This window comes from Nocardia sp. NPDC004654 (genome assembly GCF_040609595.1).
GTDB lineage: Bacteria > Actinomycetota > Actinomycetes > Mycobacteriales > Mycobacteriaceae > Nocardia.
Window position 1 is genome coordinate 403,632 of the sequence record NZ_JBEXKI010000006.1, and the last position, 19,327, is coordinate 422,958.

A 19,327-nucleotide genomic window follows, 5' to 3' on the forward strand; every position below is an offset into this window, starting at 1 on the left:
CCCGACTCACCACCAGCCGAGGATCGGCGCCAGCCTGCGACCGAGTTCGGGCGCGAGCGACCGCGAATAACTGGCGGTCAGATGGTGCTCGTCGTGATAGACGAGGATGTTGCCCTCGATCACCGGGCAGACCTCCGGCGTGCAGAGGGCGTCGGTCAGGTCGATCGGGAACACGTTGGGAAAGGACGCGGCGGGCTCGGCGGCGGGATTCACCTCGTCGAGCGCGTCGGTCCTGCGCATGCCGCAACTGACGCCGTCGCCGCTCTGGGCCAGGCAGTCGATGGCGCGGTAGCGGATGCCGTCGCGGCGCAGCCAAGGCGTGTCGCGCACGGCGAGCACATTGAGTCCGTGCTCGGCCAGCCGGGACCAGACCTCGAGGTAATCGGTCGGTGTCTCGTCGCCGGTGCGGTCGCGCGGGCGGGTTCCGGTGGTGAACACCCACTGCGGCCGGTCGACGCCGAGCCGGTCGATCACCTCCGCCGACCAGTCGCGACAGTCGGGAATCGGCTCGCCCTTGTACATCGGCTCGGCCGCGACCGTCAGCGGGCAGCCCATCTTCAGGTACACCGTGATGCGGAAGCCGTGTTCGCGGGCGAGCACGTCGAGCGCGGGCACCCAGTGCTCGGCGTGCGAGCTGCCGACCACGGCGATAGTGCGTTCCGCGTCCGCGTCGCCGTAGGTGCAGGTGATCACGTCCCGGGTGTCCCAGTCCGCGATGCACTTGTCCCGCGACGGGTACGCGGCGTCGGCGGGCGCCTCGAAGACCGTCGGGCGCATCTTGGCCCGCGGGACGGCCGCGCCCGCCGCCAACGCCTCGGCGCCGGGATAGCGCGTCGGATCCAGGTGCGCGACCGGCTGCGGCGGCAGGATCGCGGTCACCACCTGTGCGCCGACCGCCACCGCGAGCAGCGTCGCGCCGACGCACGCCACCGCCCGGCCCGCGTGGCGGCGATATCCGGCGAAGCGGGCGACCGCGCCGGTCCGCAGCGGCTCCTCGACGAAGCGGTGGGTCAGATAGGCCAGCGTGAACGACGCCGCGAGCACCACGAGCCCGCCTTCGATGCCCGCCGTCGGCGTACCTCGCTCGGCGAGCACGAAGATCAGGATCGGCCAGTGCCAGAGGTACAGCGCGTAGGCGAGCTCACCCAGCCGGACCATCGGCGCGGCGGCGAGCAACCGGTTCGGCAGCGGCTGGGCGGCGGTCGGCAGACCGGCGCCCGAGAGGATCAGCGCGACGGCCGCACCCACCGGGATCAGGGCAGCGGGTCCGGGAAACTCGTTGGCGCCGTTGGTCAACCAGCCGCAGCCCAGCACGACGAGCGCACCGGCCACCGCCAGCAGCACCCGAAACGCGCGCGGCAGTGCCAGTTTCGGCGCGAGCACGGCGAGCAGCGCACCGGCGAGCAGTTCCCAGCCGCGCGCCAGGCTGTCGTAGTAGTTCCAGCCCTGGTGCAGTTCCGCGCCGCGGGCGGCGTAGAGGAACGAGGCCACCGCCAGTCCGCCGAACACGACCGCCGCCGTCGGCCGCAGCGCGGTCACCCGGCCGAACCTGCGAACGACGGCCACCAGCAGCGCGATTCCGGCCAGCGCGACGAGATAGAACTGACCCTGCACCGACATCGACCACAGGTGCTGGAGCGGACTCACCGACGGGTCGGCGGCCAGGTAGTCCGACCAGGACAGCGCCAGATACCAGTTCTGGTAGTACAGCAGCGAGGCCAGCGTCTGCGTCGCCGCCTCGGTCCACTGCGTGTACGGGCGAATCAGCACCGTGCCGATCGCTACGACGGCCAGCACGAGCACCAAGCCCGGCAGCAGCCGCCTGCCCAACCGCCGCGCCGTGGCGCCGAGTTCGACAGCGCCGGTCGACTCCGCGCGCCGCAGCAGCGATCCGGTGAAGAAGAAGCCGGACAGGACGAGGAACACGTCCACGCCGCCGGAGACCCGGCCCAACCAGATGTGGAACACCACCACCAAGGCGATCGCGACGCCGCGCAGTCCGTCGAGGTCGTGCCGGTAGGCGTGCTTCCGCTTCGCGCGCAGCCGCCGACCGGCTTCGTCGGGCTCGATGGGCCGTCCCGGCGCCGGAGCCGGACGTCGTCCGATCACGCCCGGCGCAGTGGTCGCCGAACTCCCACGCCGATCGTCGACCTCGCCGGAGCCGACCGCCGGAGACCCCCCTTCCACCGGCCTCATCGATGCATCGACCGGCGCCGGACCCGCGCGCCGCGGCCTCTGGTGTCCGCGAGGCGGACACACGGTGAACATGACATGACAACCCTCTTATCACGTGCGGAGAAGCAAAATCCAACCGGACATAAGCGCGACTAATCGGACAAATGTCACCAATCAGTTCTTGCTTCGTTCAAGCGGTGCTAATACGCTGCGCCCCTTGTGAGCACAATCGCGGCGATCGAACCGCGCCGAGTAGGGCTGAAGTGGGGGGCGATTACCTCACTAGGAGTGATCGCGGGATATCTGGCGGTGTTGCTTGCCGATCCGCGGCACTACTACACCGACGATACCGAGGCCCAGTACGCCCCCATGTGGGTGGCACTCGGAAACCAGCTGCGCGAAGGGCGGTTGCCGATCCTCGTCCCGCACGAGTGGATGGCGGGCAACTACACACTCGAGGAGGCGGGGCTGCTCAATCCGGCCCACCTGCTCGTCTTCTTCATCGCCCCCTCGATGGACGACCTCGCCCTCTACGCGACCCTGGTGAAGCTGGTCTTCTCGATCATCGCGGGCCTCGGCGTCTTCCGTATCTGCCTCGCGTACGGCGCACGCGCGCCGTGGGCGGCGGTCGCGGGCGTGGCGTTCCCGCTCAGCGGCTGGTTCCTGTTCTTCGACGAGGCGAGCTGGTTCACCCCGCACGTCGCGACCGCGTGGATGGTGCACGCCTGGGCCTCGGGCGTGAACTACGCGCGCGGGCGCAGCGGACCCATTCCGGTGTTCGTCTTCCTGTATCTCACGCTCACCGTCCAGTACGCCTTTCCCGCGGTGGAATCGGCGCTGGTGATCGTCGCCGTCGCGGCGGGCGAGATCGTCCACCAGCAGCGCTGGGCGCCCGCGGTGCGGCTGATGCTCGCTTCCGGCTGCGCGGCGCTGACGGCGGCGATCGCGAACCTATCCGGAATCCTCTCCTCGCAGGTCACCTGGCGCGGTAGCGCGCAGATCCACAACGATCCGTTCCTGACGGTGCCGTGGTCGGAGTCGCTCAACGCCAGCCTGCCGAGCACCACACCGGCGTTCACCGCCTGGTGGGGTCACGTGCAGCCGCTGCCGATGGTCTATATCGCGTGGTTCCTCATTCCCGCGCTCGCCTTCGTCGACTGGCGGGCGGCGCGCCGCTCCGCACGGGAGTTCAGCGGCATCGCGTTCTTCGCGACGGCGGTGCTGATGTGGACCGCGGGCCCCGGCGCGATCGGCCCGCTGCGCTGGCCCGCGCGGGTGCTGCCGATGGTGGCGATCGCGCTGCTGGTGCTGGTCTGCGTATTGCTCAGCCGGTACGGCGCTTTCGCGGCCTCGCGAAGGCGGATGGTCGCCGCCGGGGTGTTGATCGGGCTGCTGTTCGTCCGATCGTTCTCGGCCGCACCCCTGTTGGCGCTGCGGCATCTGATCGCGGCTGTCGTGGTCGCCGCCCTAGGCTTCGCGGTCGTGTGGCTCGCGCGGCACCGCGGCATCGTCGCGGCGTGCGCGCTGACCATGGTCGCCATGTTCCCGATCGCTTTCACCCAGGTGGCGATCGCGCCGCTGACCCCGCTGTCGTACAACTTCCCGGAGAAGCGCTCCGAGATGCGTGCGGCCTTCCCGGATTTCGACGGGCTCACTTTGCAGCTCGCCGACCGGGCGATCATCGCCCCCGAGGACCGCGGTCTCGACGGCGCGTACGGATCGCTGGCCATCGGCAACTACGCCAAGGCGCTCGAACTCGACTACGTCAACGCCTACACGCCCATCGGCCACACCGGCATCGCCGGACTGCTCTGCATGGCATGGGACGGCAGCACCTGCCCGGACGCGTTCCGCCGCGCCTTCGCCGACGAACCGTCGACCGGAGTTCCCGTCGTCGACCTGATGAAGGTCGATCGGGTCGTCCTGCACCGCGCGCAGTATCCCGACGCGCGCGATCACCCCGCCCCGCCCGGCTGGCAGTGGGTGGACTACCGCGGACACGAGCGCTTCATCTGGGTGCTGGAACGCCAGGACGGTCCGGCCTCCACCCGCGACGGCGCCATCGCGCACACCTCCGGCGTCACCGCGTCGTCCACCGGCTCCTACGACGACATCACCACCCGCGCGAAGGTCAGTTCCGCGACCGGAGGCCGGGTCGTGTTCTCCCGCCTCACTTGGCCGGGCCACCGCGTCACGCTGAACGGCCGCGAACTGTCCACGTTCGCCGTCGCCCGCACCTTCCTTGCCGTCGACATCCCGCCCGGCACACAGAACGCCGAACTGGTCGTCGACTGGCGGCCGCCGGGCTGGCAGATCGGAATCGGCACGGCGATAGCCGGTTTGGCCGGGCTCGGTGTGTTGCAGTGGGCCTACCTGCGCGCACGCCGGCGGACGGACGATACGCCGGACATCGCGGAACCGGATGTCGCCGAGGAGATGGCCGAGGCGAAGGGCTGACCCGCGTCCGACGCGAAACAGACCGCGCGGGACGCGGTGTGTGAAATTCGTTTCATCCGAATGCGATGCGGCTCCGAATCAGATGCGTAGGAAACTCCGCTTCTGCGAATGAGGACGCCGCATGGCCAACAAGGCAGTTATCCCGTTCCGTTCCTTCTCACTGCGCACGACGACGCTGGTCGTCGGCGCGATCTCGGCCGCGGTCGTCACGGCCGCGCCCGCGATAGCCGACGCGCCTCCGCCCGGCGAGGCCATTCCGGTCGGCGCCGTCGCCGAACAGTTCCCGTTCGGCGCGAACATCTTCGGCGCGGTGATCCCGCTGCCGATCGTGCCGGCGCCCGCCGCCGACCCGATCGAACCCGCGCCGCGGACGGCCGTGGACGACGAGTTCGAGGCGGCCACACCGGTCGTCGAGGCCGCGCCCGTCCCGGCGCCGACGAACGTGCTCCGCGTCGGCAACGTCGAACTCGGACGGCCCGACTGGGTCACCCCGGAGCAGGCCGATCAGATCAACGGCGCCACGATGGTCGCGCAGAACGGCCTGTCCGGCGCACTCCAGTCCTCGGGCATGGAACGCTCGCGGTCCGACCAGATCTCGGCCGACGTCATCGGCACCGCGGCCCAGGGCGCGCTCGTCGGCGCGGCCGTCGCCAGCCCGATCGCGGTCGCCTCCGCGGTGATGGGCGCGGCCATCGGCCTCGTCGTCGGCATTCCCTTCGCCCCGGCCGGGCTGTTCTTCATGCCCGTCCTCGCCGCGACCCTGGCCGTCGGCATGATGTCGCTGCCGTTCGTCGCCGCCGGAGCGGGCATCGGCGCGATCGTCGGCGCCGTGGAAGGCTCGATGGCCCCGCCCATCGCGCCCGCCGACGAGCTTCCCGCCGCCTGAGTTTCGATTTTCGTTAGTACACAACCCAATACGTCAGGGGCGGGCTCGACTGGATCGGGCCCGCCCCGCTGAAGAACGCATCGACTCGGCTCAGCCGGGGCGATGCGGTGGCCGAAGATGCCCCGCAGGTTTCAGTTGGCCCCGCGGGTTTCAGTCGGCCCCGCGGGTTTCGGTCCGCGCCGCGGGTTTCGGTCCGCCGAGCCGATCGGTCCATCGTGTCGAGAACCCCGAAGGGTCCCCGGCCGCACAGCCGTGATCCGAATCAGGCCCGACGATCCACCGTCGCCCAAGCGGCGACGGCGACCACACCCGACACCACAGCCACCGACGGCCACGCGCCGATCTTCTTGGCCAACGGGTGCGAGGCGCCGAGCGCGCCCACCGACAGTCCCGTCAGCGCCGCCGCCCCACCGGTGCCGACCGCCTTTCGCCACCGCGGCAGCGCGGCTGCCGTCGCCGCAGCGAAAACCACACCGCCGAGCTCGCGCTTCTTCGTCGCCTGCGCGAGCGCGAAACCACCGCCGAGTCCACCGGCCGCCAACAGCGCTGTGGGAATCCGAGCCATGTCCAACTACCTCCTCGTAACGATCACTTCCTCAGCCATAGTGCCAACGCGTTGCGCGGAAGCTTCCCGCGTGCGCCCGGAACGGGCGAACACCGCAGGTCAGGAGAGCCTGGATCGGCTCCGGCTCGGTAGCGGGGACATCGGATCCGCGCTGGTTCAGGAGCCGGGCCGGACGATCATGAGCACGACGACGACCACCCACAACAGGTTGTAGACACCGGCGAGCATCCCGAGCACGCGCAGCCGCCGACCGTCGTCCGGCGCCGCGAGCGCGTCACGCTGCATCGGATGGATCTGGACCGCGAGCAGCCCGCCCGCGACGGCCGTGAGCACCATGGCCAGCGTGATCCAGATTTCGCCCATCCGGCCCTGCACCGCGGCCAGCACGATGCCGACCACCGGCACGATGACCCCGAGCGCCGCGTAGACACCGGTCACCCGGTGCATCGCCTGCGCGACGGGGACACTGCGTTCGGCCCCGTTGCGCGTCGGCGCGCCCGCCGCGACCGGGGCGTACCGGGGGAACAGGCTCGACGCCACCGCCGAGCCACCCACGAACACGATGGCCGCCACCACGTGAACCGACAGCAAGACATGCTTCACCGATCGACTCCTTCATCCTTCAGTTGGACTGAAGCCTAACGGAAAGCTTCAATCAAGCTGAAGGACGTGCGCGGAATCACCGCGCGGTGCGCGATTCGGGAAACCCTCCGGCAAAGGCCGCGAGGATGGCCGCGCCGATCTGCCGTCGGATCGGGTCGGCTTCCGCGCCGAACAATCGCTCGTCCACCTCGGCGACGACCCCCTCGGCCTTGCGGAGCAGCCGAGAACCCTTGGGCGTCAACTCGATCGTCGACGCCGACCCGGCGCGGGCCGTGCGGTCGCGCACCAGCCCCGCGGCGACCAGCGCCTTCACCGCCGTGTGCACGCTCTGGACGCTGATGCCCGACATCCGCGCCAGATCACTGAACGACGCGCCGGGCACGCCGGAGATATGACCGAGCAGCCCCAGCCGGGCGATGGTGAGATCCAGCGGGGCGAGGGCGGCGCCGAGCTCGGTCTCCACCTTGCGCGCGAGGGTCAGCACGATGATGGATGTGCTGATCGCGGGCGGTCCAGGTCGGGCGTTCTCGGTGGTCACGCCTTCAGTTTCGCGCATCTCGACCCCCGAGCGCGGCACGGGTGAACAAGTCGCTAACCTTCAGTCTTATTGAAGGATTGCTCGCGCGCCGCTACGCTGTGGCGCATGAGCGAAAGTACTACAGGCAGTAGTAATTCCGATTCGCCAACCGGTCGAGTCTCCCGCCGCACCTTGTTCGGCGCGAGCCTCGTCACGGCGGGAGCGGCAGCCGTCGGCGCGGTCGCCGGTCGAGCGACGGCGCCCGATCCCGCGCCGCCCTCCCGCACCGAGTCTTTCCACGGCCCCAGGCAAGCCGGTATCGCCACCCTCACCCAGTCGCACGCGCTGTTCCTGTCCGTCGACGTCGCGCGGCCGGATCGAACCGTGCTCCGCGAACTCCTGACCGGATGGACCGCGACGGCCGCGGCATTGACCCACGGCGACCCTGTCCCGGAAACTCCGGACACCGCACGCGGTTTCAGCGCGCATACCGATTTCGCCACCGATCTCGATCCGGCTCGGCTCACGATCACCTTCGGGCTGGGACCCGCGCTCTTCGACGAGCGCTTCGGCCTCGCGTCCCAGCGCCCGAACCACCTGCACCCACTCCCCGAATTCCGCGGCGACGCACTGAATCCCGCGTGGAGCGGCGGCGACGTCCTGGTTCAGATCTGCGCCGACGACGCCCAGATCGTGAGCCACGCGTTCCGCGCCCTCCGCGCACGCATGCCCGGCCTCGGCCGCATGCGCTGGACCCAGCACGGCTTCCTCACCAGACCGGCGGACGGCGGTACTCCGCGAAACATGTTCGGCCACAAGGACGGCACGGCGAATCCACGAGCTGGGACGGCTGATTTCGACCGCGCCGTGTGGATCGACTCCCCTGACGAACCCGATTGGCTGCGCGGCGGCACCTACCTGGTCTTCCGCAAGATCCGCATGAAAACCGCCGACTGGGACCAGCTTCCCCTCGCCGAGCAAGACCGCATCATCGGCCGCCGTCGCGGCGACGGCGCACCGCTGCACGGCGAACGCGAGTTCGATCCGCTCGACCTCGAATCCCGCACGGCCAGCGGCGAACTCGCCATTCCCGACGGAGCGCACGTCCGCCTCGTGCACAACATCCCCATGCTGCGTCGCAGTTACAACTACGACTACGGCACCCTCATCGCCAACGCGAGCGGCATCGCCGAGGAACCGCACACCCACGCGCCGGGGACGCCGGAGCACACCCACGGCGGACACAACCAGCTCGACGCGGGCCTGCTCTTCGCCGCCTTCATGAACAACCCACCCGAGCAGTTCATCAAGGCCCAGCACGCACTCGCGAACGGCGACCGCCTGAATCCGCTCATCCAGCACACCGGCAGCGCGCTCTTCGCGATACCGCCCGGCATCGAGCCAGGCGGGTCTGTCGCTGACGCTTTGTGGAGCTGAGCGGCCCGCATCCGCTCCGGTCTCGGCTCTGGTGCAACGCAGCAGCTTCATTCCGGCAAACGTGCCGTGTATCGTGGGCGACCTGACACCGTATTTGTGATGGGGGTCACTCCCCAGTGCTTGCCCCGAGGCGGCGCGTGCCGCATCTCGCCGGGGATATCGGAGCCGCGACAACGGAGCCATCATGAGTTCACCGAATCGATTCGACCAGCTTCAGCACCGGGTCGCCGACATCGCGCCGGTGTTCCGCAAGCCGCTGGATTCGCCGTACGACATCTCGAACGAGCTTTTCGAGGCCCTGCGCCACGTGCTGCACGACGTCGGCGGGCAACCGGACATTCCGGTGGCGTACCAGGAAAAAGTCGAAGAGCCGTGGGAGATGAGCACCTACGTCACCTGCGAATGCCTCGGCTGGCGCGGGGTGTGGAACTCCGAGGAACGCCGACGCGCCGAGAACGACCTCGGCGCGACCCTCTACTTCGGGCTTCCCTACTACGCGCGCTGGGCGACGGTCGCGGCGAAGGTCCTGATCAACAAGGGCCTGATCACTCCGGACGAGCTGTCGGCGAAATTGGACGAGGTGCGCGCGCGGCTGAAGGAGCGAGCATGACCCGCAAGTACCGCATCGGTGAGCGCGTGACGGTGCGCGACGCGACGTCGATGTTCCACACCCGGACCCAGAGCTACACCCGCGGCCGCACCGGCGTCGTCGTCGAATACCGGCCGGAGTGGATCATCCCGGAAGACGAGGCGTGGGGACGTGACGACGGCCGCGTCGAGCCGTTCTACGTCGTGCGGTTCCGCCAGAAGGATCTGTGGCCGAATTACACCGGCTTCGACGCCGACACCCTGGAGACCGAGGTCTCCGAGCGCTGGCTCGAGCCCGCAGAGGAGGACGATTCGCAGTGAGCCACACCCACGACCACGGGGCGCACGCGCCGATCCAGGCGAGCGAGGAGATCAGCGAGTTCGAGGTGCTGGAAACGGCGATCCGCGAACTCGCCATCGAGAAGGGCCTGTTCTCCCAGGAGGACCACCGGCGGTTCTCCGAATGGGCCGAGGCGGTCGGCCCGCACGGCGGATCGAAACTGGTCGCGAAGGCGTGGCTGGACCCTGATTTCAAGGCGCGCCTGCTCGCCGACGGCACCGAGACCTGCAAAGAGATCGGCATCGACTGGCGCGACCCCACCGGTTCCGGCACGCCGAGCGACTACACCTACTTCTACGTCCTGGAGAACACCCCCGAGGTGCACAACGTCATCGTGTGCACCCTCTGCTCGTGCTACCCGCGACCCGTCCTCGGCATGTCACCCGACTGGTACCGCACCCCCAATTACCGTCGCCGCCTTGTCCGTTGGCCGCGCGAGGTGCTCGCCGAATTCGGCCTGCACTTCCCGCCGGAGGTCGAGATCCGAGTCCACGATTCGAACCAGAAATCCCGCTTCATGGTCATGCCGATGCGCCCCGAGGGCACCGAGGGCTGGACCGAGGAACAACTCGCGGCGATCGTCACCCGCGACACCATGATCGGCGTCGCCCTCCCCCAAGCCGACTGGACCGCCCAGAAACCACCCGACCAGGTCGAGGACGCCATGCGAAGGGAGGGACGCCGGTGACCGGCCCCTACGACGTCCTGCTGAACACCCTCGTACCCGGATCCACCCGCGAATCCACCCTCCCCCAACTCGACCGCAAACCCGACCCGTGGGAGTCGAGCATGCAGGCGACGTGCGAATGCCTCTCCTGGAGAGGAGCTTTCGACAACCTCGAACGCCGGCACGCGGAAGACGTACTCGGCGAGACCATCTACCACGACTTTCCGGTGCGAGCGCGGTCGGCGGTGATCACCGCGCATACGTTGATGGATCGCGGGGTCATCAGTCCCGAGGAACTTCGCGCCCGAATGGATTTGGTGCGGGAAAGGTTTCATCGGGAGTAGAGCTCGCGAACGACGCACGTTCGAGCCGGTTCGTAGACGGTAGGTCAGCCGGATTCCACGTGCGGCCTGCACTATCCGGCGATAGCGGTCATTCCCGCGCCGCCTCGGGGGCGGAGTCCGGACACGCACCAGCGACGAGCACACCGCTCGCATCACCGACAGAGCACCAGCGTCCGGACGGGCTCGCACGTCGTTCGGAAATCAGCGGATGGCAGCACTGGGCGATCTCGCTCAGCGAGGATGTGCAACCTCAGGCGAGGTCGAGGAAGTCCGGTGATCGACGGTTCGTCCAGTCGGCAGTCTCCGACTTTCGCTCCATATCAGCCGCTGGTTCTGGCTCCGGCTCCGGCTCCGGCTCCGGCTCGGGCTCGGGATCCGGCTCGGGCTCCGGCTCGGGCTCCGGCTCAGGCTCGGGCTCGGGATCCGGCTCGGGCTCCGGCTCAGGCTCGGGCTCGGGATCCGGCTCCGGCTCGGGCTCCGGCTCGGGCTCCGGCTCCGGCTCGGGATCCGGCTCAGGTTCCGGCTCGGGCTCGGGCTCCGGCTCAGGCTCCGGCTCAGGCTCAGCATCCGGATCCGGCTCAGGTTCCGGCTCGGGCTCCGGCTCAGGCTCGGGCTCCGGCTCCGGCTCGGGCTCGGGCTCGGGCTCCGGCTCAGGCTCGGGCTCGGGCTCGGGATCCGGCTCGGGCTCCGGCTCAGGCTCCGGCTCCGGCTCAGGCTCCGGCTCGGGCTCCGGCTCCGGCTCGGGCTCCGGCTCCGGCTCAGGTTCCGGCTCCGGCTCCGGCTCGGGCTCAGGTTCCGGCTCGGGCTCGGGTTCCGGCTCGGGCTCCCAAACCGAGTCGGCAGGCGGGGCGGCCGCCTCGTATCCCGGGATCGATGGCACGGGGGAATACCTCGGGGTGTACGGGATCTTCGAGGTCGTGTCGAGTGGACCATCGGATTCCGGTTCCTGGACCGGTGCCCGCTCGCCCTGCGACGAGTTGCCGCCCTGACTGGCCTGTTCGCCTGCCGGGTCCGCACCGTGCGGTGTCCGTGGAATCTCGGTGGTGGGCTGCTGGGTGGCCGCTGGGTGTTCCGGTGTGGATCCAGGCTCGGATGTCTCTGCGCCTTCCGATTTCGCCTGGCTCGGCTGCTTTATCGGTCCCTTCTCCGTCGTCTGGTTCGGATCGGTTGCGGTGATCGGTTCCGGGGTGGGTCCCAATCTCTCGAAGTCCGCTCGCAGTTCCCGTCGCAGAGCGATGAACTCGTCGATCTGGCGCTGCAAGTTCCCGCGCTCGGCGGCGAACTCGTTGGGTCGCAACCCAGCAGCCTCGAGCGCGGCGGTCTTCTCGGCGAGCTCGTCGACTCTCCGCGCCAACCCCTCGTCAGCCGCCTGGCGCATCCGATCCGGGCTCATCCCCTCCGGATCGATGTTCAGTCGTCGCAACTTGTCTCGAAGCGCGTCGCTTCCCTCCGCAGGCGATTTCCGTTCCTCCTGGGCCTGCCCCGCATCGGGCGTCGGCCCATCCCCTCCCTGCGCCACCCCCTCTACGGTCGGACGCGGCGTACCGGACGATGCCGCGGGCACTTTCGGGCCCGGCGCTTCCGCCGGACGCACAGCGGCTACCGGTTCAGGCGCGGACGTGGCTTCCTTCCCGGTCGACGATGCCTCCACCGGCGAGCCGTTGGTGAGAGCCGACCGATGGCCTTCCGGTGTGCTCGCGCGTGATTGGGGAACGGCTGGGCGGTTGTCGCTGCTTCCTGCGCGTTGCGCGGACGAATCCGGGGTATTCGCAGGGGACGCAGGCTGCGGTCGAATCCCGTTTCGCGTCTCGGATGCGGGCGTGCGCCCCTCCGAGCCGGACATCGGGCGCAACTGGACGCCATCAGCGGCGCTGGGACCGGATGCGGCGCGCTGCGGACCCGTCGTGGACTCGGACGACAGTCCCGACGCCGACGCAGGCGATCGTGTTTCCCCCTCGCGTGCACCGGAATTCGGCTCGACCCCAGCAGTGCCTTCGTTACCCCGCGGCTCGGAGGAAGGCGGACCGGCCTCGTCCGCCGAGCTACTGAACATGCGGTCACCGCCGGCGGTTCCCGCCTCTGCGGTTCCCGCCTCCGATTCGACTCGCGATAGGTCCGAACCGGAGCGTGGCGGAACACTCTCCGACGTTCCCTCCCCTTCGGGCGCGTTGGAGCGCCCCCCGCTTCCTCGCTCTTCGGCACCGGTGTTGTCCTTACCCGACGCTTCACCGCCAGAAGTTCGGTTGCCATTGGCGGACTCGCCATCGTTCCCAGCACCGTTCTCCGGCGAGACGCCAACCGGCCTCTCGCCACCGACCGTGGACGAATCGTCGCCGCGAATTCCGTTATCCGGAGCGCCAACTCCGCGTTCACCACCACCCGCATGCGACGGATCGTCTCCGCGGCTTCCGGACTCGGCGACACCACGCTCACCACCACCCGCATGCGACGGATCGACCCCACGGCTTCCGGACTCGGCGACACCACGCTCACCACCACCCGCATGCGACGGATCCACACCGCGGGTCCCCGTACTCGAGGCGACAACACCGCGCTCACCACCGTGCGAAGGATCCGCGCCGCGGAGACCAGCACCCGCCGAAGACCCTGCGCGATTCCCGTTCGCCTCCGCCAGGCCACCGCTCGAAGTATTCCGCTCAGGCGCAACAGAGTTCGGCTGACCCTCACGCGCCGACGAAGCACTCGCAGGTTCGCCGGAGCCACTCCCCGAACCGGTTTCGCCCGCGTTCCGAGGTGTCTGAAATCCCGAGCTCCCGTCGCCCCCCGGACCGAACTGCGCAGGATCCGCGGCGCGGAACCCACCTATGCCGGGACCACGGCCCGCCATCGAATGGCGAAATCCCTTGCTGCCGCCGGTAGCCACACCAAAGGCCGCGCCACTGGTGAGCCAGAGCGGATCTCCCCAATCGAGCGGGTTCAAGCTCCCACCGTTGAACGCGTTGCCGAATCCCTGCGCGGCAACGGCACCGACCACGCCGGCGCCCGCACCGACAACCGCACCCTTGAACGCGTCGCCCCAACGTCCGCCGGGCAAGGGGACTTTCGCGGCACCTTTGGCCAGCAATCCACCCGCAGGCCCGCCGAACGCACCCGCGGCGCCAGCGGAATAAGCGGTCGTGCCGACGCGCTTCCAGTCCATCTTGTCGCGAGTGCCCGCCCCGGCCTGATACGCCTGGATCGCCGCGTCCTGTCCCGCGCCGAGCACCGTGCTGAACGCGACATGCTTCGCCAGGAATTTGGTGACGGCGGCAATGCCCGTCTTCGCCGTGAATTGCGCGATGGCGCTGACCGCCCGCTGTCCGAGGATCCGCACCGCCGCGCGCGTCGCCACAATGGCGGTCGCCTCGACCAGTGGCGCTGTAGGCGGAAAGAGCCACGCCGCAGCGATCTCGAACGCCAGCATGGCCAGCGAGCTGATGATGAGGATCTTCGTGTACTGGATCTCGGTGGCGAGCGCGTCCGCGGCGTCCGCCACCAGGTCGAGAACTTCGGCCAAGTGCTCCAGCGACTCCGGGCCGTGGTCCAGTTTGTCCAGGGCAGTGGTGATCGCTTCTACGCCGTCGCCCCACGGGTACGCCGCGATGGTCGCTTTCCTGGCCGCCTGCAGTTCCGGAAGGAGATCGCGGATGTCGGCGGCGGCCTTGCGCCAGTCGTCGGCGATCTCCCACATCTTGTCTTCGTCGCCGTCCGGCCAATCCGAGCCGGCGATCCAGCCGAGCCATTCCAGCTCGCCGGGAATAGTGATGGACACGTGCTACCGAATGCCGTCGCCCGAGCGCTTGTCCGTGCGTGCGAGCAGCGCCGCCGCCTTGTCTTGCCCATCGGAATATGAATCCAGCGTCTTGGCCGTGTTACTGATCCCCTCGGTGAGGTTCTTGCGCGCCGCCAGGTATCCCTCCGGACCGTCGGCGAAGGTGGTGCCGTAGCCATCACCGCCCCAAGCCGCCCCTCGGGTGTCCAACGAGGTTTCCAGGGTGGCGAGAATGCCGTTCACCTGATCTCGAAGGTCCCCCATCGCCCCGGCCGCGCGACGCAACCGATCCGGCGTTATCCCGAGTTTCGTTGCCACCCTTGCCCCTTCCACCGATGAATCGGTTTCAGAGAATGGCACCCTTCGGGCAGCAGCGATAAGACGTCCGCCTGGGATTTTGCGGGAATCTGACATGCGTTGAGCAGCAATGGGTCTCGCCCCGCGGCGCATCGGAGCCGGTCCCCCGGTCGAATGACCACGCATCCGCTGCCAGACGCATTGACGGATCCTTGACGCAGACGAACGCGACGAGCCGGATCGTGTCCTGGGCGCGGCTCCGTCGCCACCGCGCTCGATCCAGTCTCGGCGCCGTCACGTGCAGATCTTGCGATCACTGATACTTCCGGACGGCATTTTGTGGACCGGATCACCGAGGCCCGCTCCGGCTGGTAGCTTCCCGTACCCCTTGGTAGGTTTCGGCTTGTTCGCGCAGCGTCGCGCAACCTTCAGTCTTTGACCCGCGGAACGTTCCTCCGATCTACAGTTCGCGCGCCTCTCTCGTCGACAAGAGGCGGACATCGTCAAACTCACCCTCTCGCAGCCGATTTCGCGGCCATTTCTCGACGGCGAAAGCGGCGGCGGCATCGATGGAGCTTTCATGACACGCACCATCGCGCCGGCTTCGGCACGTGCGCGAGATATACCCGACGCCGTAGTGCGGAGTCGTGGTTTGTTGACGGGATACTTCGCCGGACTCGGCGTCGTGATGGCCGTCTGGGGAACCAGAATTCCGGCCATCCAGGAGTCCGCTGGACTGGACACCGCGGGGCTGGCCGCGGTACTGCTCGCCGCCGCGGTCGGCATGGTCGCCGGACTCCAGGTAGGTGGTCGGCTCGCCGAACCCGCCCGCCTTCCCCAGCTGTTGACCAGCGGCGCACTAGGTCTCGCCGCAAGCCTCGCATTGCTGGGCGCCTGCCGAACTCCGATCGCGCTCGCCGCCGCGGCGCTGCTCTTCGGCGCCACGCACGGTGTGCTGGACGTCGCGGCGAACGGCGCGGCGGTGCGTTGCCAGCAGGCATACGGTCGCCCGATCATGTCGAGCCTGCACGCGGCCTACAGTCTCGGCGCCCTGGGTGGCGCCTTGCTCGCCGCTGTCACCGCGCACGATTCGCACACCTACGTCTTCGGCGTCACCGCGGGCGTGGCGATCGCGGCGACGGTCGCGGCGGCACCCGCGACCCGTTGCATCGGATCGCAAAGCGCTGACGTCGGTCCGGTGGAAACCCATGCGGCGGAGCCTTTGTCGGAGCTGTCCCGAGCTCGGCTCTGGCTGTTGGGCTTGCTGGCTGCCGCGTGTCTGCTGGGCGAAGGCGCTGCCGCCGATTGGTCGGCAGTCCATCTCAGCGGATTGCACGCGTCCCCCGCGATCAGTGCCGCGGCGTACGCCGGATACAGCGCGGCCATGGCGGCCGGACGTCTCGTCGGCGATCGACTCATCGCACGCTTCGGCGCGCCGAAAGTGGTTCGCACGGGCGCACTTCTGGCCTCCTTCGGACTCGTCGCGGGTCTGGTGGTGACCGACGTGCCCTTCGCGTTGGCCGGTTGGGCCGCATTCGGCCTCGGTCTGTCCGTCACGATTCCTTCGCTGTTCAGCGCGGCCGGAACGGGTGGTCCGCGCGCGGTCGCCACCGTGGCCGTGGCCGGCTACCTCGGTCTGCTCGCGGGCCCGGCGCTCATCGGCGCCCTGGCCACCGCGACGACCCTGCCCCTCGCCCTCATGCTGCCCGCCCTGCTCGCCGCGGGCGTGGCCGTCCTATCTCATCGAGCACTGGAGAACCGGTGGTAACCGCACTATCTCAGCAGCCCGCGGAACTCGACGCGGTCATCTTCGACTACAACGGCGTCATCGGCCTACAGCCCACCGTTCCCATGTGGACCGGCCTCGCCGAACTCGCCGGGTGGCCCGCCGATCAGCTCGGACACTTCCAGAATGCTTTCTGGAGCGCCCGAGAACCCTACGACTCCGGCGAGTCCGACGACGCCGACTTCTGGACCGCCGTACTCGGCCACCGCCCGGACCCGGAACTGCTCACCCGGTTGCGTGCCGTCGACACCGCGATGTGGACCTCGACCGACGCCCGCGTCGTCGCCCTCCTGCACCAGGCCCGACAGGCAGATCTCCCAATGGTGCTGCTCTCCAACGCACCCCATCCGGTGAGCGATGCACTCGACGCCTCCGACTGGCGCCCCCTGATGACCGACGCCCTCTACTCGGCCAGGCTCGGCAAGAACAAGCCCCACCCCGACACCTACCGAAACGCCCTCGCCGCCACCGGAGTTCACGATCCCGGCCGCGTCCTGTTCATCGACGACCGCGCCGACAACTGCCAAGCCGCCGCCCACCTGGGCCTGCGCACCCTCCACTACACCGGCTCGCCCGCCGATATCGAACATCACCTCGGCCTCGCCACGGTCGCCGCATAGGTTCCTGCCAGTAGCCACAGGGGATTATCGAATCGGCGCAACACCGCCAGCCTGTGGTGGACACGAAGCTGGCCAAACGCTCGGTTGGGGCATCCCAGCCGAGCGTTTCGCAGGGGTGTCCGGGCTTCCGGCTTGGGCTCCGGTTCCGGGTCGGGTTCGGCCGTAGCTTTGCTCGGGCTCCAGACTTATTTTGCAGGTGAGGCAGCCGCCGTGTATCTCCAGGTTGGTGAAACTGCCGTTCACCCGATCCCGCAAATCCCCTCATAGCCCCAGCCACGCGATGCAATTGATCTGGCGTAACCCCGACTCTCGCCGCCATACATGCCCTCCCACCGAAGAGGCCGGTCTCCGGCGTTGGCACACATCCGTTAGCAGCGAGAAGACAACCGCTGCCGATTTGCGAGACCCTGACATACGTTGAACACCAGTGAATCTCACCGCTCAGCACGTTACAGCGGGTGCCCATCGGAACGAACCGACACCAGCTGCGAGACACATCGACGAATCTTTGACGCAGACAACCGCGACGACTGCGGCATCGAGTGCTGGGTCCCGGCCGAGTCGCCGCCGCGCTCGTCGCAGGGTCGCGGTAGCGTCGAGCTCAAAGGCGATGGGTGCGGTATGAAGGCCCCAGCGCTCAGGTTGTTGCGCAAACATGAGACGCCGCGTCCAGCCGCTGCGTCGAAGCCTGCCCCTATCTACCCAATTGCGCCAATACGCAGACGTCCTCATCCGGACGGTTATGCGTGAATGGAACCGACGACTCTTCGCTGTCCAAACTCAATCGGTGAATATTCGTGAAACGTCCGGTACTGGCAATCAGGTACTCGAGACCCTGGTAGTCGTAGCACCACTTGTGAGACTCGTAGGTCATACTATGCGCAAAGACTGAAAAATAAGCGCTCGCAGGAGCATCTTTGGGGATCCTATTCTGCGCCCACTCTACGAATCCTGGTAGCTCTTGGAGCTTACCAGCGATGTACGCTTCAGCGTACAGTTTCAGATCCGGGGCGGTTACCAGCAAATAGCCGTCGGGCTCCAAAAGCTTCGCACAATTTACTATCACGCGCACGCCAGCTTCAAAGTCGAAATGTTCGATCGTATGCTGGAGGCGAACTAGACTGAATTTTCCAAGTCTCGATAGTCGCTCGTCCGATGCGTTCAGGATATCCACTCTGAAGTATTTACTTTTTAAGTCGGACGGCACTAAACCCTCCGGAAAAATATCGAGGTAGTGAAAGTTTGGCGCAAACTCTCCGCCGGACCCCACGTCGAGCCAGCGGAGACGCCCTGATCCGACGAGACTCTGTTGTAGATTCATTCGTTTATCGTAACAGCCCCCAACAGCAGTTGGCGCCGTTGCCTCGAAGTGTCCGATTATTCAAATCTTACGACGCGACTATTGTGATGTTTCGCAAATAGCGGGGTAAAGGTCGATGATCCAGATACATTTTTGCTTGCGATCGCCTATGGCCAACTTGTTCTCGCGATTCACCGAGAGGCCGAATGGCTGTTGAACCCAGGGTGCTCCAAACTTTTCGGATACGACACTTAACGCCAGTGACTCGCCACCGTTTCTCCGGAACAATTTGAGCGACTCAGATTCTTCGTCCGACACAAATAGGTACTCATACCACGAGTGCACGCCTACCGGGTACCGAAACTGGTACTCACCATCACCATATTCGCCGAGGCTATAGATTTGCCTACCACCGCGATCGAACGCCACCAAGCGATGGTTGAATGTATCCGCAACCCAAATTCCCTGTTGATCAATATGCAAGCCACATGGCGCATTGAGAGGACTTTCCGGGTGGGCTACGCTCCAACGAGCGCCCGAGAAATCATTTCCACTCGCAATTAGAACGCGGTGATTATCAGTATCGGCAATTGCCAACATGAAGCGGTGACAGCGAACATCATGTGGCTTCCGCAGCGGTACCGATGCGCACTCCCGCACCGGCCTGACGTTGACAGCCATATCGTCAACTATTTCCGCAAGTATTATCTCATCCGCGGACTTGTTCGCTACGCACAGTAACCGGCGATCGAGGTGTACGTGGTGCGGTTCGAAGAGTCCAGGGAGTACGACTTGCGAGTCGATCGGACCGATCCTGACAATATGTTCGAACCGTTCGTCAGCCACATACAGATCTTCGCTCCACCATGAGACTCCGGTGGGACGGAGAATCTGTGACGGCCGAATACGCACATCCAGCCACCGAGGGAGCGGACCTACTAAACCCCTAAAAATATCCTCGAAAAGCCTGTCG

18 protein-coding genes are annotated in these 19,327 nt (G+C 67.5%); 10 read left to right on the top strand and 8 right to left on the bottom strand.

The genetic code is table 11. The features are described 5' to 3' along the window. Positions 1 to 6: 6 nt before the first annotated feature. Positions 7 to 2,070, bottom strand: coding sequence for an acyltransferase family protein (locus tag ABZV58_RS22365; RefSeq protein ID WP_355002225.1), 2,064 nt, complete (start codon positions 2,068 to 2,070; stop codon positions 7 to 9). Between the two features lie 324 nt (positions 2,071 to 2,394). On the opposite strand from ABZV58_RS22365, the gene ABZV58_RS22370 reads away from it, so the two are divergent. Next, positions 2,395 to 4,632, top strand: a complete 2,238-nt coding sequence (locus ABZV58_RS22370) for a hypothetical protein (RefSeq protein ID WP_355002075.1) — start codon at positions 2,395 to 2,397, stop codon at positions 4,630 to 4,632. 121 nt (positions 4,633 to 4,753) lie between these two features. Next, a complete protein-coding gene (locus ABZV58_RS22375) occupies positions 4,754 to 5,518 on the top strand; it encodes a hypothetical protein (RefSeq protein ID WP_355002076.1) in 765 nt (254 codons plus the stop codon). Between the two features lie 262 nt (positions 5,519 to 5,780). Here ABZV58_RS22375 and ABZV58_RS22380 read toward each other — a convergent pair whose 3' ends face one another. The 3 genes from ABZV58_RS22380 to ABZV58_RS22390 form a co-directional block, all read right to left on the bottom strand. Next, entirely contained in the window at positions 5,781 to 6,083 is a 303-nt protein-coding gene (locus tag ABZV58_RS22380) for a hypothetical protein (RefSeq protein WP_355002077.1), read from the bottom strand. Positions 6,084 to 6,239: 156 nt separating this feature from the next. Further along, positions 6,240 to 6,686, bottom strand: a complete 447-nt coding sequence (locus ABZV58_RS22385) for a hypothetical protein (protein WP_355002078.1) — start codon at positions 6,684 to 6,686, stop codon at positions 6,240 to 6,242. Between the two features lie 76 nt (positions 6,687 to 6,762). Continuing rightward, complete coding sequence (locus ABZV58_RS22390) at positions 6,763 to 7,224, bottom strand: MarR family winged helix-turn-helix transcriptional regulator (RefSeq protein ID WP_355002079.1); 462 nt, start codon at positions 7,222 to 7,224, stop codon at positions 6,763 to 6,765. A gap of 105 nt (positions 7,225 to 7,329) precedes the next feature. Between ABZV58_RS22390 and ABZV58_RS22395 the strand changes: the two genes are divergently transcribed. The 5 genes from ABZV58_RS22395 to ABZV58_RS22415 all read left to right on the top strand — a co-directional run bounded on the left by ABZV58_RS22395 (position 7,330) and on the right by ABZV58_RS22415 (position 10,579). Next, on the top strand, positions 7,330 to 8,640 hold the full coding sequence (locus ABZV58_RS22395) for a Dyp-type peroxidase (protein WP_355002080.1): 1,311 nt from the start codon (positions 7,330 to 7,332) through the stop codon (positions 8,638 to 8,640). Between the two features lie 184 nt (positions 8,641 to 8,824). Further along, on the top strand, positions 8,825 to 9,250 hold the full coding sequence (locus tag ABZV58_RS22400; protein WP_355002081.1) for a hypothetical protein: 426 nt from the start codon (positions 8,825 to 8,827) through the stop codon (positions 9,248 to 9,250). Beyond that, positions 9,247 to 9,549 (top strand): SH3-like domain-containing protein, encoded by a 303-nt coding sequence (locus ABZV58_RS22405; RefSeq protein ID WP_067784346.1) that lies wholly within the window; start codon positions 9,247 to 9,249, stop codon positions 9,547 to 9,549. The genes ABZV58_RS22400 and ABZV58_RS22405 overlap by 4 nt, the downstream gene beginning before the upstream one ends. Continuing rightward, positions 9,546 to 10,256, top strand: coding sequence for a thiocyanate hydrolase subunit gamma (gene scnC / locus ABZV58_RS22410; RefSeq protein ID WP_355002082.1), 711 nt, complete (start codon positions 9,546 to 9,548; stop codon positions 10,254 to 10,256). Before ABZV58_RS22405 ends, scnC begins: the two co-directional genes overlap by 4 nt. Further along, positions 10,253 to 10,579 (top strand): ScnB, encoded by a 327-nt coding sequence (locus tag ABZV58_RS22415; RefSeq protein WP_355002083.1) that lies wholly within the window; start codon positions 10,253 to 10,255, stop codon positions 10,577 to 10,579. The genes scnC and ABZV58_RS22415 overlap by 4 nt, the downstream gene beginning before the upstream one ends. A gap of 250 nt (positions 10,580 to 10,829) precedes the next feature. Here the strand turns inward: ABZV58_RS22415 and ABZV58_RS22420 are convergent, their stop codons facing one another. Beyond that, positions 10,830 to 12,002: a hypothetical protein gene (locus ABZV58_RS22420; protein WP_355002084.1), complete on the bottom strand. Its 1,173-nt coding sequence runs from the start codon at positions 12,000 to 12,002 to the stop codon at positions 10,830 to 10,832. A gap of 960 nt (positions 12,003 to 12,962) precedes the next feature. On the opposite strand from ABZV58_RS22420, the gene ABZV58_RS22425 reads away from it, so the two are divergent. Beyond that, on the top strand, positions 12,963 to 14,432 hold the full coding sequence (locus ABZV58_RS22425; protein ID WP_355002085.1) for a hypothetical protein: 1,470 nt from the start codon (positions 12,963 to 12,965) through the stop codon (positions 14,430 to 14,432). On the opposite strand, the gene ABZV58_RS22430 is transcribed toward ABZV58_RS22425, so the two are convergent. Beyond that, positions 14,355 to 14,669, bottom strand: coding sequence for a hypothetical protein (locus ABZV58_RS22430; RefSeq protein ID WP_355002086.1), 315 nt, complete (start codon positions 14,667 to 14,669; stop codon positions 14,355 to 14,357). The two genes, ABZV58_RS22425 and ABZV58_RS22430, sit on opposite strands and share 78 nt — an antisense overlap. A 634-nt stretch (positions 14,670 to 15,303) precedes the next feature. On the opposite strand from ABZV58_RS22430, the gene ABZV58_RS22435 reads away from it, so the two are divergent. Then, positions 15,304 to 16,416, top strand: a complete 1,113-nt coding sequence (locus ABZV58_RS22435; protein WP_355002087.1) for an MFS transporter — start codon at positions 15,304 to 15,306, stop codon at positions 16,414 to 16,416. Beyond that, the gene (locus ABZV58_RS22440; protein WP_355002088.1) at positions 16,410 to 17,054 is read left to right on the top strand and encodes an HAD family phosphatase; all 645 of its coding nucleotides are present in this window, start codon (positions 16,410 to 16,412) and stop codon (positions 17,052 to 17,054) included. Before ABZV58_RS22435 ends, ABZV58_RS22440 begins: the two co-directional genes overlap by 7 nt. A gap of 694 nt (positions 17,055 to 17,748) precedes the next feature. Here the strand turns inward: ABZV58_RS22440 and ABZV58_RS22445 are convergent. Beyond that, positions 17,749 to 18,375: a hypothetical protein gene (locus ABZV58_RS22445; protein ID WP_355002089.1), complete on the bottom strand. Its 627-nt coding sequence runs from the start codon at positions 18,373 to 18,375 to the stop codon at positions 17,749 to 17,751. Between the two features lie 78 nt (positions 18,376 to 18,453). After that, the gene (locus ABZV58_RS22450) at positions 18,454 to 19,035 is read right to left on the bottom strand and encodes a hypothetical protein (RefSeq protein ID WP_355002090.1); all 582 of its coding nucleotides are present in this window, start codon (positions 19,033 to 19,035) and stop codon (positions 18,454 to 18,456) included. Positions 19,036 to 19,327: the final 292 nt, after the last annotated feature.